The sequence below is a fragment of the Bradyrhizobium sp. AUGA SZCCT0222 genome (assembly GCF_018130205.1).
Taxonomy (GTDB): domain Bacteria; phylum Pseudomonadota; class Alphaproteobacteria; order Rhizobiales; family Xanthobacteraceae; genus Bradyrhizobium.
The window spans coordinates 71,694-88,908 of the sequence record NZ_JAFCLX010000026.1 but is presented as its reverse complement, the minus strand read 5'-3'; the positions used below and the strand labels follow the sequence as shown (position 1 = coordinate 88,908).

Below are 17,215 nucleotides of genomic sequence, written 5' to 3'. Positions count from 1 at the left end.
CATACTTGCTGGATACGCGGAAGTCTACTTCTCCGCCAGCGGATGCAGGTCGCGCACCAGGCTCTTGAGCCGCTCCTCGACCACATGGGTATAGATCTGCGTGGTTGAAATATCGGTGTGGCCGAGCAGCGTTTGCACGATGCGCAGGTCGGCGCCGTTGTGCAGGAGGTGGCTGGCGAAGGCGTGACGCAGCACATGCGGTGAGACCAGCCGCGGCGCCAGCCCCGAGGCGGATGCAAGCTCTTTGAGGTCGCGCGCGAAATGCTGTCGCGTCAGATGTCCGCTTTCGCCGAAGGAGGGAAACAGCCATTTCGAGGCGGGGGCGTTTTTCTTCTTCTCGGGCTTCAGTGCTTCCATCGCGGCGAGGTAATCGGCCATCGCCTGCCGCGACGCCTCGTTCAGCGGTACCAGCCGTTCCTTGTTGCCCTTGCCGCGCACCACGATCATGCGGGCGTCGCGGCGCGCCGCCGACAGCGGCAACGCCACCAGTTCGGAAACGCGCAGGCCGGTGGCGTAGAGCACTTCGAGCAGGCAATGCAGCCGCAGCGCGCGAAGCCGCTGCTGAGGCGAGGCGTCGGTTTCGGTGAGCTCCTTGGACCGCGTCAGCATGCGGTCGACGTCCGCGATCGACAGTACCTTGGGCAGGCTGCGGCCGCGTTTCGGACCGGACAGAATCGCCGCAGGATCATCGCTGCGGATTCGCTCGTTGAGCAGGAAGCGGAACAGATGCCGCAGCGCGGAGAGACGCCGCGCGACGGTAGTGGATTTGAAGCCGCGGGAATCGAGATCAGCGAGATAGTCCCGCAGCGTCTGGGTCTCGGCACCGGCAAAACTTTGGCCGGCGCGGCCCAAAAATTCGGAAAAATCCGTGAGGTCGCGGCGATAGGCGTCGAGCGTATTGTCGCCCGCCCCCTGTTCCGCCGCGAGCATGTCGAGGAACAGGTTGGTCAGCTTTGGGTCTGAATTCGTCTTCGAAGTGGTCTTGCTCGAAGTGGTCTTGGAAGTGTTCCTGGGGCCCATCCTTGAGACCATAGCGCCTATTTCTTGAGGAACTTATCCGGAGGGATCGTCACGATCATTTCCCGTGGCTTCGGATTGACGAAATTCGCCAGGGCGAAGACCACGCCATAGCCGATCCCGGCGATAATGCCGACGACCGTCAAAAAGCGGAACAGACTGGGCATCAGGGCGCCTTGAGGGCGGGCTTGAGAGTGACCTTGGGCCGCGAATTAACCATTGAAATCATCGGGGTTGGACGCACCTGACTACCTACATGTTCCCCTTGGCGTTGCAAGAGTCTCTGGCATGGGTATCGGCGGCGGTAGTATAGGTGGCGCAGAAACGCGGAAAATCCGCAGCTGACAGAGTTTGGGATGCCCGAGACCGCCATACCGGCACCAGCAAGCACCCCCCAGGAGGCCGAGATCGCGGCGGCGCTGGGGCGGCGTTCGATCGTGCTTGTCGGCATGATGGGCGCCGGCAAATCCACCATTGGCCGTCGGCTGGCGGCGCGGCTGCGGCTGCCGTTTTTCGACGCCGATATCGAGATCGAGGCCGCGGCGGGCATGTCGATACCGGACATTTTCGCGGCCCATGGCGAGCTCTATTTCAGGGATGGCGAGGCCCGGGTGATCGCGCGGCTGCTCGACAGTGGGCCGGCCGTGATCGCGACTGGCGGCGGCGCCTTCACGGAGCGCGAGGAAACCCGCAAGAGGATCGCCGACAAGGCGGTGTCGATCTGGCTCAAGGCAGACATCGACGTGATCATGAAGCGCGTCAAGCGTCGCGCAGACCGGCCGCTGCTCCAGACCGAGGATCCGGTTGCGACGGTCGCCCGCCTGCTCGAAGCCCGCGAGCCGCTCTATCAGGGGGCTGATCTGACGATCCTGTCGCGCGACGTGCCGCATGACCGGATTGTCGATGAATGCATGGACGCCCTGCGCGGCAGGTTGTGTGGCCACGCCGCGCCGCCAGCCCAGGAGTCAACGACTGAAGAGTCAACGACGACAGCAACGACGGCACCAACGGACGGGATAAGCGCTACCTCATGACGGCACCCCTGAAACACTCTGACCCCATCACCGTCGACGTCGCACTCGGCGACCGCGCCTATGATATTATCATCGGCCGCGACGTACTGCAGACTCTGGGCGCGCGGATCGCCGCGCTGCGGCCGGGCGTGCGCACCGCCATCGTCACCGACCGCACCGTTGCCAAACACTGGCTCGAACCAGCGCAAGCGTCGCTGGCCGCGGCCGGCATCCCGACGTCGCATGTCATCGTGGAGGAAGGCGAGGGGTCGAAAACCTATGCCGGACTGGAGAAGGTCTCCGAGGCGCTGATCGCAGCCAAAATCGAGCGCAACGACCTCGTGGTCGCGCTCGGCGGCGGCGTCGTCGGCGACCTTGCGGGATTCGCCGCGGCGATCCTGCGACGCGGGGTTGATTTCGTGCAGGTGCCGACCTCGCTGCTGGCGCAGGTGGATTCCTCCGTCGGCGGCAAGACCGGGATCAACTCGCCGCAGGGAAAAAATCTGCTCGGCGCGTTTCATCAGCCGGTGCTCGTTATCGCCGACACCTCCGTCCTGGACTCGCTGTCGCCGCGCCAGTTCCGCTCCGGCTATGCCGAAGTCGCCAAATATGGCGTGCTCGGTGATGAAGCCTTCTTCGCCTGGCTCGAGACCAGTCACTCCGGCATCTTCTCCGGCAGCGCGGCGCGCGAGCATGCGATTGCCACCTCGTGCCGCGCCAAGGCCGCGATCGTGTCGCGCGACGAGCGCGAAACCGGCGAACGCGCGCTGCTCAATCTCGGCCATACCTTCGGCCATGCGCTGGAAGCCGCAACCGGCTTTTCCGATCGCCTGTTCCACGGCGAGGGCGTTGCCATCGGCACGGTGCTGGCGGCGGAATTTTCAGCCACGCTCGGCATGATCTCGCCAGCCGACGCCGCACGCGTCGAGCGTCATCTGGCTTCGGTGGGCCTGCCGACCCGGTTACAGGACGTCGCCGGCTTCGCCCAGGAAGGGCTGGCGGATGCCGATACGCTGATGGCGCTGATGGCGCAGGACAAGAAGGTCAAGCGCGGCAAGCTCACCTTCATCCTGCTGGAGGCTGTCGGCCGCGCGGTGATCGCAAACGACGTCGAACCGGCATCGGTTCGCGACTTCCTGCAACAGAAGCTGTCGGAATGAGAACGGGACTGTCAGGGCGCATCATGGAGCCGTCGCGCGGGCTTGGTGCCGTCGCGAGGCAGTCATGAGTTCGACCGCGTTCAATCTGCTGCTTGCGTTCCTCCTGCTCGCCGCCAACGCGTTCTACGTGGCGGCCGAGTTTGCGCTGGTGAAGAGCCGGGGGTTTCGCATCAGGGCGATGGTCGAGCAGGACCGGTTCGGCGCGCGCCTGCTGCAGGGCATGATGGGCAACATCGAGGCCTATCTCGCGTGCTGCCAGCTCGGCATTACCATGGCCTCGCTCGGCCTCGGCTGGGTCGGCGAGCCCACCGTTTCGGCGCTGCTCGAGCCGTTGCTGATCCCGCTCGGAATGTCGCAAGCCACGTTGCACTTCGTGTCGTTCATCGCCGGGTTCCTGGTGTTCTCCTCGCTGCACATCGTGATCGGCGAGCAGGTGCCGAAGACGCTGGCGATCAGGCAGCCGATGCCGGTTTCGCAATGGATCGCGTATCCGCTCTATTTGTCCTATCTGGTTTTCTGGCCGCTGAACTGGCTCCTCAACAGCGCGTCACGCGGAATTTTGCGCCTGCTCGGCGTGCAGGAATCCTCACAGCATGAGATCCTCACCGACTCCGAGATCGAGGGGCTGGTGGAGGAATCGGCCGTGCACGGCGGCATCGAAAGCGGCGAGGCCGAATACATCCACAATGTTTTCCGCTTTGGCGACCTCGCCGTGTCTGACGTCATGGTCCACCGCACCGCCATGGTGATGATCAATGCCGATCTGCCGCCGGACGAACTGGTGCGCGAGGTGCTGGCGACCGAATACACCCGCATCCCGCTGTGGCGCGACAAGCCGGAAAACATCATCGGCGTGCTGCACGCCAAGGATCTGCTGCGCGCGATCCGCGCCTCCGACGGCGATACCTCGCGTATCAACGTTGCGGCCATCATGCTGCCGCCATGGTTCGTGCCGGAGATGCGGCCTCTGTCCGAACAGCTCAAGGCGTTCCGCCGCCGCAAAACCCACTTTGCGCTCGTCGTCGACGAGTATGGCGAAGTCGAAGGCATGGTGACGCTGGAAGACGTCCTGGAAGAAATCGTCGGCGACATTTCCGATGAGCACGACGTGGTCGTGGCCGGCGTCCGCGCCCAGCCCGACGGCTCCGTGGTGGTCGATGGTTCGGTGCCGATCCGCGATCTCAACCGTGCCATGAACTGGCATCTGCCCGACGAGGAGGCGACCACGATCGCCGGTCTCGTGATTCACGAGGCGCGTTCAATCCCCGAGCGCGGCCAGAGTTTTACGTTTCATGGCTTCCGCTTCCGCGTGTTGCGCCGCGAGCGCAACCGCATCACCGCCCTGCGGATCGTGCCGGTGCCGCGCGAGGCCGAAGAACAGAAGCCGAGGCGGGCGGGTACGGCGTTCTAGAGCGTTTTCGAGCGAAGTGGATACCGGTTCGCATAGCAATCAAGTTTACGCAGATTGCGTAGACTTATCTGCGGTAGAAAACGCGTCAAACAAAGGAATCTTGAGCGCCACGCGCCGCCTTCAGGCATTTCTATTCAATATCGATTGATACGCCGCTGAGCTTCCACGTCCCTTCGGATTCGATGAAGCCAAGCTGGTATTTGACCTGCTTGGGGGCCGTCTGGAAACGGCCTTTCAGTTTCAACACGCCCTGTTCGTCGATCCTGGCGTCTTCGTCGGGAATCAATTTTTGCGCCACCACGGCGTCGAACACGGCGTGCTTTTCGACCAGGTCCTTGAACACGGCCCGCAGCTTTTCCGGCGGGAACTGCTCGCGAAACGGTTTTGAGATCTTGGCGTGGAGAATGGTGAAATTGTCAGCGGCGACCGCGTCGTTCAGCGTCACCAGGATGCTTTTCACCAGCACCTCCTGGGCGGCGGGACCGGGCATGTCGAGCGCGAAAGCCTCGATGGGACACGTGGCCAGCAACGCCGCAACGGCTGCCGCCAACCCCTGATGTGCCCAATAGCGCATCGGACGACCCCATCACATGGCGATGGCATCGGGGTCAGTCCGACCCCGCGGACTCATGGAAACCGCACCATCGCGCGACTGATTGTCTCACAAAGATGAAAGCGCTGCCACCGTCCTGCGTCGATCTTCGCGTCGGCATGGCGTACGCTCAGGCCAGATAGCGGGTCGCTTCCGCGAGCAACCGTTCCGGCGGCTCCGCCGAGGTATCCAGCGTCAGCCTTGCATCGGTCCAGGCCTCATATTCGGCACGCCGTTGTTCGACCCTGGCCCATTCGATCTCGGCCATCCCGTCAATATTGCGGATACGGGCGTCGATACGGCGGCGGTGGATCGCCTGGTCGACGCAGATGCATTCGATGATCTTCAAATCCGCGCGATATTTTGCCGCAAGCTTTCGCCACGCCGCGCGCGGGGCCTTGACCGGATTGACCGCGTCGATCAGGACGGAATGATTGAGCCGCAATTGTTCTGCTGCCAGAGCTTGTGCGACCTCATAGGTCGCGATCCCCGTTTGATCCCGGGAGAGGCCGCCGCGCCACATCGCCGCCTCGATCGGATCGACCGACAATAGCGGCAGCGAAAAATGCCGGGAAAGGCCTTCCGCCAGCGTGCTCTTCCCGGAACCGGGAAGCCCGGCCAAAACAATGAGCTTCAGCGTGGTCATCGGACGCTTATATCTGTGGCAGGGGTGATAAAATCAGCGGCCCGTAGTTTCCCCGGGTGCCTGCGCCTTGATCGCCAGCGCGTGCACGGACCCCTTCAGTTCCGCCTCGAGCGTCGCATTGACCATGCGATGACGTTCGATCCGGCTCTTCCCTTCGAAGGCCGGCGACACAATATATACCCGAAAATGCGTCTCGCCGCCCGGCCTGTGGCCGGCATGGCCCTCATGCAGATGTGATTCGTCCGTTACGTCGAGGCTTTCGGGTGCGAAAGCTTCACTCAACTTGTTTATGATATCGTCCTTGGTGCTCATGACGGCGGCATTACGTCCGGGACAGTTTTTCGTCAATGCCGGATCGGAACAGAGGTATTCGCAATGTCAAGACTTGAAGCCATGGGCATTGCGTAGTCAAAGTCAGCCATGCCAATCGATTCATCCAAATTCTTCGACTCCATTCGCATCAAGCCCAACAAGCTGAGCGCGAAGCAGCAGGCTGCGGCGCGCGAAGAATCCGCCATGTGCGAATGGCCGGAGTGCAAGAACAAGGGCCCGCACCGCGCGCCCAAGGGCCGCGAGAACTCGAAAGAGTACTGGCACTTCTGTCTCAACCACGTCCGCGAATACAATCAGGGCTACAATTTCTTCCAGGGCATGAGCGCCGACTCGGTCGCGCGCTATCAAAAGGATGCGCTGACCGGCCATCGCCCGACCTGGAAGATGGGCGCCAACGGCGGCAAGAAGGGCAAGGCCGGCGCCGAGCCCGATATCGACGCCGCTTCCGATCCGTTCAGCATGTTCTCGGAGCTCAACGGCCGCGGCCGTTGGCGGCCCGGTCCGGGAGGCGCTGCCGGCGAGACCAAGCCCGAAACCCGAAAAGTGATGAACGCCGAGCGCAAGGCGCTGCAGGTGATGGGGCTCGGCCCCGATGCGACGCTGGAAACGGTGAAGGCAAAATACAAGCTGCTGGTGAAGCAGCACCATCCCGACGCCAATGGCGGCGACCGCTCCACCGAGGATCGCCTGATCGAGATCATCAAGGCGTATAATTATCTCAAGACGGTCGTGCGCGGCGCGTAGTCATCGTCGTCCCGGCGAACGCCGGGACCCATAGCCACCAGCGGTCCTTGTTTTGCACGCTGGTCGTTATCTTCTTTTTCCACAAATGCCGGCCGCGGCGTATGGGTCCCGGCCTTCGCCGGGACGACGCGTGGTTAGAGTCACGCCGGCATCGGCCCGATATAAGCCGAACTCGGCCGGATCAGCCGCCCGGTGCGCTGCTGCTCGCGGGCGTGCGCGGTCCAGCCGGCGGCGCGCGCCACCGCAAATATGGGCGTAAATGCCTGGCGCGGGATTTTCAGCGCGTCGAGCAGGATCGCGGTGAAGAACTCCACATTGGTGTCGAGCGGCCGGTCCGGATTTTTGCGCTTCAAGGCGTCGCGGATATAGGCCTCGACTTCGCCCGCGAACGGCAGATCCATGCCGCCGCCGGCGAGCCGTTCGATGGCGCCCTTGAGTACGTCGGCGCGGGGATCGCGTACCCGATAGACGCGGTGACCAAAGCCCATCAGCCGCTCGCCGCGCGCCAGTGCGCTGTCGACCCACGGCTTGATGCGTTCGCTCGAGCCGATGGCGTCGAGCATTTCCAGCACCGGCTCCGGCGCGCCGCCATGCAGCGGCCCCGTCAGCGCACAATAGCCGCCCGTCACCGCCGCAAACAGATCGGCATGGGTCGAGGCAATGACGCGCGTCGTGAAGGTCGAGGCGTTCATGCCGTGGTCGCACACGGTGACGAAATAGGCGTCGAGCGCCGCGGCTTCGCGCGCGTCGGGCTTGCGGCCGAGCATCATCGCCAGCGTGTCGGCGGCATGGCTGGCGGTCGGGTCGGGCATCACGGGATCATTGCCTTTGGCGCGCTGCACCAGCGCGGCTGCGATGACAGGAAATGCGCCGACAATGGTGGCCTCGTGCGTCAATCCCGCTTCCGCGCGCAGACCCGCGATGGCTGCGCGGAAACCATCGACGATCGACAGGCCTTGTGTGATTCCGAGCAACTCCGGCAGCCGGGTGAAGGCGCGTTCGCGCCCGGCGCCAAGCGCGGCACGCACCGCGGCCTCGCCGACCGGCTGGCCGGTACCGCCGCTCCACAGCCGGGCGGTCACCCCCTCGAACCCGGTCTTGCGGGCCAGTTCGCCGACGCGCTCGCCGGCAATGATCAGTTCGCCGCGCTCACCATCGACGTGGCTCAGCACGGTTTCGGCGGCGGGGACGCCATCGAGGCCGATCGGGGTCTTTGAAAGCTGAATGTTCATGGTCGGATCTCCTTTGTGCACCGCAAAGGTGGGTCCTCTCGACAGATTGATCAATCTTGATTATGTAAATCAATATGAAAAAATCCGCCGGCCTTTATCTCTCGGCCCGCGAGGCCTCCGCCGAACTCGCGATCTCGCAGGCGACGCTCTACGCCTATGTCAGCCGCGGCCTGATCCGCTCCGAGCCGTCGGCCGATTCGCGCAGCCATCGCTACCGGGCCGAGGACGTCCGCACGCTCAAGGAGCGGCGGGCGCCGGCGCCGGAGCCGCGCGGGATGCGCAGTTTCGATGCGGATTTGCCCGTGATGGATTCGGCGATCGCGACCATCACCGAGGACGGCCCGATCTATCGCGGCGTCAACTGCGTCGATCTCGCCGAGCGCGATACGCTCGAACACGCCGCGACGCTGTTGTGGGACGTCACCGGCGTCGATCCGTTTGCTCCGGACAATTGCCCGTCGATCTCGGATGAAATGCGCGCGGTGGCCGAGGCCGCCCGCGGCGCCAACGCGATCGATCGCGCCATTGCGGTGCTGGCGCTCGCGGCCGTTGCCGATCCACGCGCCTTTACCCGCGCGCCCGAGGGCCGCGCGATGGTCGGCGGCCGCATCCTGCGTCTGGTGGTCGCAACCATGCTGAACGCAAAGACCTCGCCGCAGCCGCTGCACCTGCAGATCGCCAGGGCCTGGGCGCCCGATCACAAGCACGCCGCCGATCTGATCCGCCGCGCGCTGGTGCTGCTGGCGGATCATGAATTGAACGCCTCGACCTTCACCGTGCGCTGCGCGGCCTCGACGGGCCTCAATCTCTACGACGCGATGATTGCAGGCCTCGTTGCCCTGAAAGGTCCCAAGCATGGCGGCGCCGGCGTGCTGGCGGCGCAGCTGCTCAAGACGCTGGCGAAGGGCGACGTCGCGCCCCTGATTCGCGAGCGGGTGGCGTTGGGCGAGCGTTTCGCGGGCTTCGGCCACGGCGTCTACAAGCTCGGTGATCCCCGCGCGCAGGCCTTGCTGGAGGCTTTGGCGCGCTCGGGCGCAGAGCGCAAACTGACTCACGAAATCCCGGAACGCATTGCGGAAGCGACCGGCGAATTCGTCAATATCGACTATGCGCTGGCGGTGCTCGTGCACACGCTGGGCCTGCCGCCGGGCCATGAACTGGTGCTGTTTTCGATGGCCCGCACGGTCGGATGGATCGCGCATGCGAGCGAACAATTGCGCCAGGAGCGGCTGATTCGCCCGCGTGCGCGCTATGTCGGCCCCGCCCCGGGACGCGCCCGGATTACTTGACCGGCTTGGCCGGCTCGATGACGCCGCCGCCCTGGCGACGGCGGATGATCCAGATCGCAAGCGCTGCAACCAGCGCACCGCCCAGCACCGCGAGCATCCAGAGATGCTTGGCCGTGCCGTGATGATGCGGCAGCCCGAAATATTCGTGCAGCACGGAGATCGCGAATACGCCCGGCAGCACATGCGCCATCGCCCAGACCAGGATGGCCGGAATATTCACGCCGTAAAACCGCAGCGGCGGCATGCCCAGCGCGCCCGCCGTGACCGGTACGAAGGCGCGGATCGGCGGCACAAAGCGCGCAAAGAACACCGCAAGCGCGCCACGGCTTTGGAAGAAGGCTTCGCTTTGCGCCACCACGGCGGGGTAGTTCTTCAGCGGCCAGACGCTGAGAATCTCGCGCTGCGAACGATGGCCAACCCAGAACGCGGTGCCGTCCCCGAGTGCGGCCCCGGCAATCGCCGCCGCCAGCACCGCCCACAATTTCAGTTCGCCGCCGGGCACCAGCGCGCTCAAGGCGAGGATGATGGTTGATCCCGGCACCAGCGAGCCGACCACCGGAACAGCTTCCAGCAGGGCGGCGAGGAACAGCGTCAGGTAAGCAAGCCACGGATGGGCCGAGACAAATGCGATCAGAGGGTCGAGGAAGGAGGCCACAAAATTCCCGTTTCAGCCGCGTGGGTTGCCTGTTTCCCAGACCTAACAACTCGCCAAGGGGGCGGGAAGGGCCGTCCCGAGGTGTCGGTTCCGCGGCGGGCTGGCCCGGCCGCCGGGCAAAAGTACGGCGTGATTCGCAGGGCTGCCCTCCAAAAATCGAGTTCAGTACCTATCTCAATGATAAGGCAGCGGAACTTTCATTGCGCGGCGGGCTTCTGCCGGCCGTTGCACTCTGCTAGGTTTGTGGCAACACCCATCCGCAGCCATTCAACAAATCTGGTTTCGGGAGCGCCCGGGACCTCGGAGGATTGATGACGACCGCCGCCATGCACAAAACTGTTGAGCCCGTCGGTTTGCCCGATATGAAGGTGTCGGTCCGGCAGGTATTTGGAATCGATACCGATCTCGAAGTGCCTGCCTATTCCGAAGTTGACCCGCACGTGCCGGACGTCGATTCGGATTACCGTTTCGATCGTGCCACCACGCTCGCGATCCTGGCCGGTTTCGCCCACAACCGCCGCGTCATGGTCACCGGCTATCACGGCACGGGTAAATCGACCCATATCGAGCAGGTCGCAGCGCGGCTGAATTGGCCTTGCGTGCGCGTCAACCTCGACAGCCATATCAGTCGTATCGATCTGGTCGGCAAGGACTCCATCGTCGTGCGTGACGGCAAGCAGGTCACGGAATTCCGCGACGGCATTCTGCCCTGGGCGCTGCAGCACAACATCGCGCTGGTGTTCGACGAATATGACGCCGGGCGCCCCGACGTGATGTTCGTGATCCAGCGCGTGCTGGAAGTCTCCGGCCGCCTGACGCTGCTCGACCAGAACAAGGTGATCAAGCCGCACCCGTCGTTCCGCCTGTTCTCGACCGCCAACACGGTCGGTCTTGGTGATACGTCGGGGCTCTATCACGGCACCCAGCAAATCAACCAGGGCCAGATGGACCGCTGGTCGATCGTCACCACGCTGAATTACCTGGCGCATGACGAGGAAGTCGAGATCGTACTCGCCAAAGCGAAGCACTATCGCACGCAGGAAGGCCGCGACATCGTCAACAAGATGGTGCGGCTCGCCGACCTCACCCGTAACGCGTTCGCCAATGGCGACCTCTCGACGGTGATGAGCCCGCGTACGGTGATCACCTGGGCGGAGAACGCCGATATCTTCTCCGACATCGGCTTTGCGTTCCGCGTTACCTTCCTCAACAAGTGCGACGAGCTGGAACGGCCGCTGGTGGCTGAATTCTATCAGCGCTGCTTCAACGCGGAGCTGGCCGAGAGTTCGGTCAACGTGGCGCTCAGCTAGCCCATGCCAACCATTTCCGTCGAGCGCACCATTGGAAAGACCAAGAAGGCGGTGCTCGGCGGACTCATCGGCTACAACAACGAGAAGATGGGGAAGCAGAAATACAAGCGCCTCGCCATCTCCTTACGCGAAGGCGACAAGATCGTCGGCGGGATTGTCGGTGAGGTCTGGACCACGGTGCTGTTCATACAGTTGTTCTGGATGGAGCAGAAACTTCGCGGCAAGGATTTTGGAACAAAGCTGATCAAGGCGATTGAAGACGAAGCGAGACGGTTTGGGGCCACGCGGTCCTATCTCGATACGATGAGTTTTCAGGCGCCGGGTTTCTACCGCGCCTGCGGTTATGAGGAATTCGGTTCGATCGAAGGTTATCCTGAAGGCGTGACGCGCCATTGGTTCACGAAAGCGCTATGAGCACATCCAACTCCAAATTCCGCACCGGATCCAAGGAAGCGCCGACCGAACCGTTCAAGCGCGCGGTGACGTCGTGCCTGCGCGCGATCGCAAAAGCACCCGAGCTCGAAGTGACGTTCGCCGCCGAACGTCCGGGTCTCGCGCCGGGCAAGGCCCGGTTGCCCGAACCTGCGCGCAAGATGACGAAACGCGATGCCGCGATTGTGCGCGGCCACGCCGATTCGATCGCGCTGAAACTCGCCTGTCACGATCCCAAGGTCCACCGCAAGCTGATGCCGGGCAATCCGCAGGCGCGCGGCGTGTTCGAGGCGGTGGAGCAGGCCCGCGTCGAAGCGATCGGCTCGCGGCGGATGGCCGGTGTCGCGAAAAACCTCACCGCGATGCTCGACGATCATTTCCATCGCGGCAAATTCGACGAGATCACCGACCGCGCCGACGCGCCGCTGTCGGATGCGCTGGCGATGCTGGTGCGCGAACGGCTGACCGGGTTGGCGCCGCCCACCGCTGCTAGAAAAGTAGTCGATCTCTGGCGGCCGGTGCTGGAAGACAAGATCGGCGCACGGCTAGATCAGTTGAGCCGCGTTACCGAAGACCAGGCCAAGTTCGGCGACCTCGTGCACGATCTGCTGTCGGCGCTCGACCTTGGCGACGACCGCAATGCTGATGCGGATGACGACGAGAACAACGAGGAGAATCAGGACGGCGAGAACGATCAGTCCGGCGCCGAAGGCTCGCCCGACTCTGACGCCGCGCAGGAAATGAGCGCCGATCAGGCCCAGGCCTCGACCGACGAGATGTCGGAGAGCGCGATGGAAAGCGCGCAGGCTTCCACGTCAGACACCTTCGACGACGGCGAACTCGGCGACGACGAAACGCCGGGCGAGGCGACGCGGCCGAATTCGCGCGGCGCCAATGAACCACGCGGGCCGGAATATCACGCCTTTGCGCCGAAGTTCGACGAGGTGATCGCGGCCGAGGATCTCTGCGACCATGACGAACTGGAACGGCTGCGCAGCTATCTCGACAAGCAGCTGGCGCACCTGCAGGGCATCGTCGCCCGGCTGGCCAACCGGCTGCAGCGCCGCCTGATGGCGCAGCAGAACCGCGCCTGGGAGTTCGATCTCGAGGAAGGCATCCTCGACCCGGCGCGGCTGTCGCGCGTGGTCACCGATCCCTATCATCCGCTCTCGTTCATGCACGAGAAGGAAGCGACCTTCCGCGACACCGTGGTGACGCTGCTGCTGGACAATTCCGGTTCGATGCGCGGCCGTCCCATTACGGTGGCGGCGACCTGTGCCGACATTCTGGCGCGCACGCTGGAGCGTTGCGGCGTCAAGGTCGAGATTCTCGGCTTCACCACGCGCGCCTGGAAGGGCGGGCAGTCCCGCGAGGCGTGGCTTGCCGCCGGCAAGCCGGCCAATCCCGGCCGGCTGAACGATTTGCGCCACATCATCTACAAATCCGCCGATGCCCCCTGGCGCCGCGCGCGGAAAAATCTCGGGCTGATGATGCGCGAGGGGCTTTTGAAGGAAAACATCGACGGCGAGGCTTTGGATTGGGCGCACAAGCGCCTGCTCGGACGTCCCGAACAGCGCAAGATCCTGATGATGATTTCCGACGGCGCGCCGGTCGACGATTCCACCCTGTCGGTCAATCCGGGCAATTACCTCGAACGGCATCTGCGTCATATCATCGAGGAGATCGAGACCCGTTCGCCGGTCGAACTGATCGCGATCGGTATCGGTCACGACGTCACGCGGTATTATCGCCGTGCGGTTACCATCGTCGATGCCGAGGAACTCGGCGGCGCCATCACCGAAAAGCTTGCCGAGCTCTTCAGCGAGACCCACGGCGCCGCGCCCACGACAACGCGCCGGCCACGTCGTCTGCACTCCTGAGAGTATGCGCGCACCGGTGAGCCGCCGTCGCTTTCTGAAAACTGCAGCGGCGGGGCTCTCGGCCGCGGCGCTGCCTGCGATCGCGCATGCGCAGACCGCAGTTCAGCGGCCGCCGAAGCCGGCAATCCCGGATGAATATTCGGTCACCGCGCCGGTCTCGATCGAGGTCAATGCAAGGCCGCTACCGTCGTTCGATACCCGTGACCGCTCACATGTGCGGTTTGGCTCGCTGGAATATCGCAGCGGGTTGATTCTGACCTCGCGGTTTCGCGGCTTCGGCGGCCTGTCGGGGCTGCGGCTCGACGCCAAGGGCGAGCGCTTCATCGCCATCAGCGACAAGGGCGGCTGGTTTACCGGCCGCATCGTCTACAAGGGCCGCGAGATGACCGGCCTCGACGATGTCGAAGCGTCGCCGATACTCGGTCCCGATGGCAAGCCGATCACCGCGCGCAACTGGTTCGACACCGAGTCGATCGCGCTCGATGGTTCTTACGTCTATGTCGGCATCGAACGGGTCAACCAGATATTGCGGTTCGATTTCGCCAAGGGTTTTACACGCTCGCTCGGTGAGCCGCTGCCGTTGCCGCCGGCGGCGCGCAAATTGCCGTTCAACAAGGGGATCGAGGCGCTGGTGATGGTGCCGAAGGGCCTGCCCCTGGCGGGGACGCTGGTCGCAATCTCCGAACGCGGGTTAGATGCCGCCGGCAACATCATGGGCTTTATGATTGGCGGCAAGACGCCCGGTCAGTTCGGCATCCGCCGCACCGAGAATTTCGACGTCAGCGACGCGGTGTTGCTGCCCTCGGGTCAATTGCTGTTGCTGGAGCGCAAGTTTTCCATGCTCGGCGGCATCGGCGTCCGGATCCGGCGCATCGCGCCAAATTCAATCGCCTCAGACGCCGTGATCGACGGTCCTACGATCTTCAACGCCGATCTCGGCAGTGAGATCGACAATCTGGAAGGCATCGAAGCCCATGTGACCGACGAGGGCGATACGGTGCTGACGCTGATCTCCGACGACAATTTCACGATGATCCAGCGCAATCTGCTGCTGCAGTTCACGCTGGTGGATTGAGGCAGGCGGAGGGCACTGCGTAACGCTGTTTTCGGAACGGTTCTTGCAACGATCCGGGCAGTGAAACCGGAGCATTTGATGACCAGGTCCATTCGCGTAGTTTTCATCCTTTCGATCGTTTTCACGGGTTTCGCCGCGCAGGCGGAGACCTGGCCTACCCGGATGATCAAGGCGACCATCCCATTTGGCGCGGGCAGTGCGGCCGACGTCGTGCCGCGGTTGTTGTTCGATCGTCTGGCGGTCGAGCTTGGTCAGCCGATCGTGATCGAGAACCGCGCCGGTGCGGGTGGAACGGTCGGTTCGGGCCTGGTGGCGAAGGCTGATCCCGACGGCTACAGCATTCTCTCCAACTCCAACGCGTTGACGATTGCACCGGCGATCTTTCCGAATCTGGCCTTCGATGCCGCGCGCGACCTCGCCTCGGTGCTGATGATCGGCTCCACCGCCAATGTGATGATCGTGCCGAATTCGCGTCCGTGGAAAACCATCCGGGATTTCATCGCGGACGCCAAGGGCAAGCCCGGATCGATCTCCTATGGTTCGGTCGGCATCGGCAGCGCGGTCCACATCAGTTCCGAGAAGTTCCGCCTCGCCGCCGGCTTTGAGGCCACCCACGTTCCCTATCGCGGCGGCGGCGAGGTGATCGCCGATATCCTTGGCGGCCGGATCGATTTCTATTTCTGTCCGCTCGCAACCGCGCTGCCGTTGATCCGCGAGGGCCAGGTGCGCGCGCTCGTGGTATCGACGGCCAAACGCGCCACCGAGCTGCCCGACGTGCCGAGCCCGGTCGATATCGGATTGAAGGATGCCGACAGCGCGATCTGGTTCGGCGTATTGGTGCCGTCGAAGACGCCGCGCGAGATCGTCGACAGGCTGCATGCGGCAGGCACCAAGGTGCTGGCCGATCCGGTGACGCAGGAGGGCTTGAAAAAGCTCGCCATCGAGCCGATGCCGATGACCCCCGGCGAGATGGATGCACTCCTCAAGCGCGAGATCGCGGCCAATTTTGAGCTGATCAAGGCCGCAGGGATCAAGCAGTAAGGGGGAGGGTTGCGCTGGCGGCGGGTTGAGGGGAGGGGCACGGCTCGCTACGCTGGAGACCAGCGTCTTGCCCTCCCAATCCGGACATCCCCCATGAGCAACCTGTTTTCCCCGATCCAGCTGCGTGGCCTGAAACTCGCCAACCGCATCATGGTGGCGCCGATGTGCCAGTATTCCTCTGATGATGGCGACGCCAATGACTGGCACTTCACGCATATCAATTCGCTGGCGCTGTCGGGCGCTTCGATCTTCTGCATCGAGGCAACCGCGGTCGAGGCGATCGGCCGGATCACGCCGGGCTGCCTCGGCCTCTACAACGACGCCAACGAGGCCGCGCTGAAGCCGATCCTGGCCTCGGTGCGCAAGCGCTCCAGGGCTGCCGTGATGATCCAGCTCGCCCATGCCGGCCGCAAGGCGTCGAGCCACACGCCCTGGGACGGCGGCCAGCTGATCCCGGTTTCCGAAGGCGGCTGGCGGGCGGAAGGGCCATCGGCGATTGCGCACAAGGAGAGCGAGACGCCGCCACTGGCGTTCGACGCCGCGGGTCTTGTCCGCGTGCGCGATGCGTTCGTCGCGGCCACCAGGCGCGCCGAGCGGCTCGGCATCGACGCCATCGAGGTGCACAGCGCCCACGGCTATCTGCTGCATCAATTCCTGTCGCCGATCTCCAACCAGCGCACCGATCAATATGGCGGGTCGCTGGAGAATCGCATGCGCTTTCCGCTCGAAGTGTTCGATGCGGTGCGCGCGGCGTTTCCGCACGACAAGCCGGTGGGCCTGCGGCTCTCCTCGACCGACTGGGTCGAGGGCGGCTGGGATCTGGCGCAGACCATCGAATGTGCCAAGGCGCTGAAGCAGCGCGGCGTCGACTGGATCGACGCATCCTCGGGCGGGGTCAGCCCGTTGCAAAAAATCCCGCTCGGCCCCGGCTATCAGGTGCGGTTCGCGGAGGCCATCAAGCAGGCGACCGGCCTCACGACGATTGCGGTCGGCCTGATCACCGAAGCCGGACAGGCCGAGGAGATCGTGGCCTCCGGCAAGGCCGACATGGTCGCGCTGGCCCGCGGCATGCTCTACGACCCGCGCTGGGGCTGGCACGCCGCCGCCGAACTCGGCGGCGAGGTGTTTGCGCCGCCGCAATATTGGCGCTCGCAACCCTCGACGCAAAAAGCGCTGTTCGGCGCGACCACGTTCGGCACGCGGTAGCACTTTCTTCCCTCTCCCCTTGTGGGAGAGGGTGGCTTCGCGCAGCGAAGACGGGTGAGGGGTTCTATCCGCGAGTACAGATATTGCGGAGACAGACCCCTCATCCGGCGCCATAGCCGATGCAAAGCATCGGCGTTCTAAGAACGGCGGCCGTAGGCCGCCTACGCCACCTTCTCCCA

General features: G+C 64.0%; 18 protein-coding genes. 11 read left to right on the top strand and 7 right to left on the bottom strand.

All coding sequences use genetic code 11. From position 1 onward, the window contains the following. Positions 1–24: 24 nt before the first annotated feature. Positions 25–1,020 carry a site-specific tyrosine recombinase XerD gene (gene xerD, locus JQ629_RS22455; protein WP_212414499.1) on the bottom strand — a complete coding sequence of 332 codons (996 nt, stop codon included), beginning with the start codon at positions 1,018–1,020 and terminating at the stop codon, positions 25–27. Between the two features lie 17 nt (positions 1,021–1,037). Beyond that, positions 1,038–1,184: a histidine kinase gene (locus JQ629_RS22450; protein WP_209839018.1), complete on the bottom strand. Its 147-nt coding sequence runs from the start codon at positions 1,182–1,184 to the stop codon at positions 1,038–1,040. A 189-nt stretch (positions 1,185–1,373) separates the two neighbouring features. On the opposite strand from JQ629_RS22450, the gene JQ629_RS22445 reads away from it, so the two are divergent. The 3 genes from JQ629_RS22445 to JQ629_RS22435 all read left to right on the top strand — a co-directional run bounded on the left by JQ629_RS22445 (position 1,374) and on the right by JQ629_RS22435 (position 4,601). Further along, on the top strand, positions 1,374–2,051 hold the full coding sequence (locus tag JQ629_RS22445; RefSeq protein ID WP_212414489.1) for a shikimate kinase: 678 nt from the start codon (positions 1,374–1,376) through the stop codon (positions 2,049–2,051). Beyond that, the gene (aroB, locus tag JQ629_RS22440) at positions 2,048–3,190 is read left to right on the top strand and encodes a 3-dehydroquinate synthase (RefSeq protein ID WP_212414488.1); all 1,143 of its coding nucleotides are present in this window, start codon (positions 2,048–2,050) and stop codon (positions 3,188–3,190) included. Before JQ629_RS22445 ends, aroB begins: the two co-directional genes overlap by 4 nt. Positions 3,191–3,254: 64 nt before the next feature. Continuing rightward, a complete protein-coding gene (locus tag JQ629_RS22435; RefSeq protein ID WP_212270157.1) occupies positions 3,255–4,601 on the top strand; it encodes a hemolysin family protein in 1,347 nt (448 codons plus the stop codon). Positions 4,602–4,731: 130 nt separating this feature from the next. Here JQ629_RS22435 and JQ629_RS22430 read toward each other — a convergent pair whose 3' ends face one another. The 3 genes from JQ629_RS22430 to JQ629_RS22420 all read right to left on the bottom strand — a co-directional run bounded on the left by JQ629_RS22430 (position 4,732) and on the right by JQ629_RS22420 (position 6,151). After that, positions 4,732–5,175, bottom strand: a complete 444-nt coding sequence (locus JQ629_RS22430; protein ID WP_249135211.1) for a hypothetical protein — start codon at positions 5,173–5,175, stop codon at positions 4,732–4,734. A 148-nt stretch (positions 5,176–5,323) separates the two neighbouring features. Further along, positions 5,324–5,839, bottom strand: coding sequence for a P-loop nucleotide/nucleoside kinase family protein (locus tag JQ629_RS22425; protein ID WP_212414487.1), 516 nt, complete (start codon positions 5,837–5,839; stop codon positions 5,324–5,326). 33 nt (positions 5,840–5,872) lie between these two features. Then, positions 5,873–6,151, bottom strand: coding sequence for a BolA family protein (locus JQ629_RS22420; RefSeq protein ID WP_212414486.1), 279 nt, complete (start codon positions 6,149–6,151; stop codon positions 5,873–5,875). Between the two features lie 108 nt (positions 6,152–6,259). Between JQ629_RS22420 and JQ629_RS22415 the strand changes: the two genes are divergently transcribed. After that, entirely contained in the window at positions 6,260–6,916 is a 657-nt protein-coding gene (locus JQ629_RS22415; RefSeq protein ID WP_212037041.1) for a J domain-containing protein, read from the top strand. Between the two features lie 140 nt (positions 6,917–7,056). Here the strand turns inward: JQ629_RS22415 and JQ629_RS22410 are convergent, their stop codons facing one another. After that, complete coding sequence (locus JQ629_RS22410; RefSeq protein WP_212414485.1) at positions 7,057–8,148, bottom strand: citrate synthase/methylcitrate synthase; 1,092 nt, start codon at positions 8,146–8,148, stop codon at positions 7,057–7,059. Positions 8,149–8,222: 74 nt separating this feature from the next. On the opposite strand from JQ629_RS22410, the gene JQ629_RS22405 reads away from it, so the two are divergent. Beyond that, on the top strand, positions 8,223–9,437 hold the full coding sequence (locus tag JQ629_RS22405; protein ID WP_212270163.1) for a citrate synthase family protein: 1,215 nt from the start codon (positions 8,223–8,225) through the stop codon (positions 9,435–9,437). Here JQ629_RS22405 and JQ629_RS22400 read toward each other — a convergent pair. Next, a complete protein-coding gene (locus tag JQ629_RS22400) occupies positions 9,430–10,092 on the bottom strand; it encodes a DedA family protein (RefSeq protein WP_212270164.1) in 663 nt (220 codons plus the stop codon). The genes JQ629_RS22405 and JQ629_RS22400 overlap by 8 nt on opposite strands. 311 nt (positions 10,093–10,403) lie before the next feature. Here JQ629_RS22400 and cobS point away from each other — a divergent pair, with 311 nt between their 5' ends. The 6 genes from cobS (at position 10,404) to JQ629_RS22370 (ending at position 17,036) form a co-directional block, all read left to right on the top strand. Further along, positions 10,404–11,402, top strand: a complete 999-nt coding sequence (gene cobS / locus JQ629_RS22395) for a cobaltochelatase subunit CobS (protein ID WP_212270165.1) — start codon at positions 10,404–10,406, stop codon at positions 11,400–11,402. Between the two features lie 3 nt (positions 11,403–11,405). After that, on the top strand, positions 11,406–11,816 hold the full coding sequence (locus tag JQ629_RS22390; protein WP_212414484.1) for a GNAT family N-acetyltransferase: 411 nt from the start codon (positions 11,406–11,408) through the stop codon (positions 11,814–11,816). After that, complete coding sequence (gene cobT / locus JQ629_RS22385; protein ID WP_212414483.1) at positions 11,813–13,714, top strand: cobaltochelatase subunit CobT; 1,902 nt, start codon at positions 11,813–11,815, stop codon at positions 13,712–13,714. Before JQ629_RS22390 ends, cobT begins: the two co-directional genes overlap by 4 nt. A 4-nt stretch (positions 13,715–13,718) precedes the next feature. Further along, on the top strand, positions 13,719–14,789 hold the full coding sequence (locus JQ629_RS22380) for an esterase-like activity of phytase family protein (RefSeq protein WP_212414482.1): 1,071 nt from the start codon (positions 13,719–13,721) through the stop codon (positions 14,787–14,789). Between the two features lie 78 nt (positions 14,790–14,867). Further along, the gene (locus tag JQ629_RS22375) at positions 14,868–15,830 is read left to right on the top strand and encodes a Bug family tripartite tricarboxylate transporter substrate binding protein (protein WP_212414481.1); all 963 of its coding nucleotides are present in this window, start codon (positions 14,868–14,870) and stop codon (positions 15,828–15,830) included. 93 nt (positions 15,831–15,923) lie between these two features. After that, on the top strand, positions 15,924–17,036 hold the full coding sequence (locus JQ629_RS22370; RefSeq protein WP_212414480.1) for an NADH:flavin oxidoreductase/NADH oxidase: 1,113 nt from the start codon (positions 15,924–15,926) through the stop codon (positions 17,034–17,036). The last annotated feature ends 179 nt before the right edge of the window (positions 17,037–17,215 follow it).

Coding starts and splice junctions, on each gene's coding strand:
- xerD (WP_212414499.1), bottom strand. CDS start 1,020: ATGGGCCCCAGGAACACTTCCAAGACCACTTCGAGCAAGACCACTTCG.
- JQ629_RS22450 (WP_209839018.1), bottom strand. CDS start 1,184: ATGCCCAGTCTGTTCCGCTTTTTGACGGTCGTCGGCATTATCGCCGGG.
- JQ629_RS22445 (WP_212414489.1), top strand. CDS start 1,374: ATGCCCGAGACCGCCATACCGGCACCAGCAAGCACCCCCCAGGAGGCC.
- aroB (WP_212414488.1), top strand. CDS start 2,048: ATGACGGCACCCCTGAAACACTCTGACCCCATCACCGTCGACGTCGCA.
- JQ629_RS22435 (WP_212270157.1), top strand. CDS start 3,255: ATGAGTTCGACCGCGTTCAATCTGCTGCTTGCGTTCCTCCTGCTCGCC.
- JQ629_RS22430 (WP_249135211.1), bottom strand. CDS start 5,175: ATGCGCTATTGGGCACATCAGGGGTTGGCGGCAGCCGTTGCGGCGTTG.
- JQ629_RS22425 (WP_212414487.1), bottom strand. CDS start 5,839: ATGACCACGCTGAAGCTCATTGTTTTGGCCGGGCTTCCCGGTTCCGGG.
- JQ629_RS22420 (WP_212414486.1), bottom strand. CDS start 6,151: ATGAGCACCAAGGACGATATCATAAACAAGTTGAGTGAAGCTTTCGCA.
- JQ629_RS22415 (WP_212037041.1), top strand. CDS start 6,260: ATGCCAATCGATTCATCCAAATTCTTCGACTCCATTCGCATCAAGCCC.
- JQ629_RS22410 (WP_212414485.1), bottom strand. CDS start 8,148: ATGAACATTCAGCTTTCAAAGACCCCGATCGGCCTCGATGGCGTCCCC.
- JQ629_RS22405 (WP_212270163.1), top strand. CDS start 8,223: ATGAAAAAATCCGCCGGCCTTTATCTCTCGGCCCGCGAGGCCTCCGCC.
- cobS (WP_212270165.1), top strand. CDS start 10,404: ATGACGACCGCCGCCATGCACAAAACTGTTGAGCCCGTCGGTTTGCCC.
- JQ629_RS22390 (WP_212414484.1), top strand. CDS start 11,406: ATGCCAACCATTTCCGTCGAGCGCACCATTGGAAAGACCAAGAAGGCG.
- cobT (WP_212414483.1), top strand. CDS start 11,813: ATGAGCACATCCAACTCCAAATTCCGCACCGGATCCAAGGAAGCGCCG.
- JQ629_RS22380 (WP_212414482.1), top strand. CDS start 13,719: ATGCGCGCACCGGTGAGCCGCCGTCGCTTTCTGAAAACTGCAGCGGCG.
- JQ629_RS22375 (WP_212414481.1), top strand. CDS start 14,868: ATGACCAGGTCCATTCGCGTAGTTTTCATCCTTTCGATCGTTTTCACG.
- JQ629_RS22370 (WP_212414480.1), top strand. CDS start 15,924: ATGAGCAACCTGTTTTCCCCGATCCAGCTGCGTGGCCTGAAACTCGCC.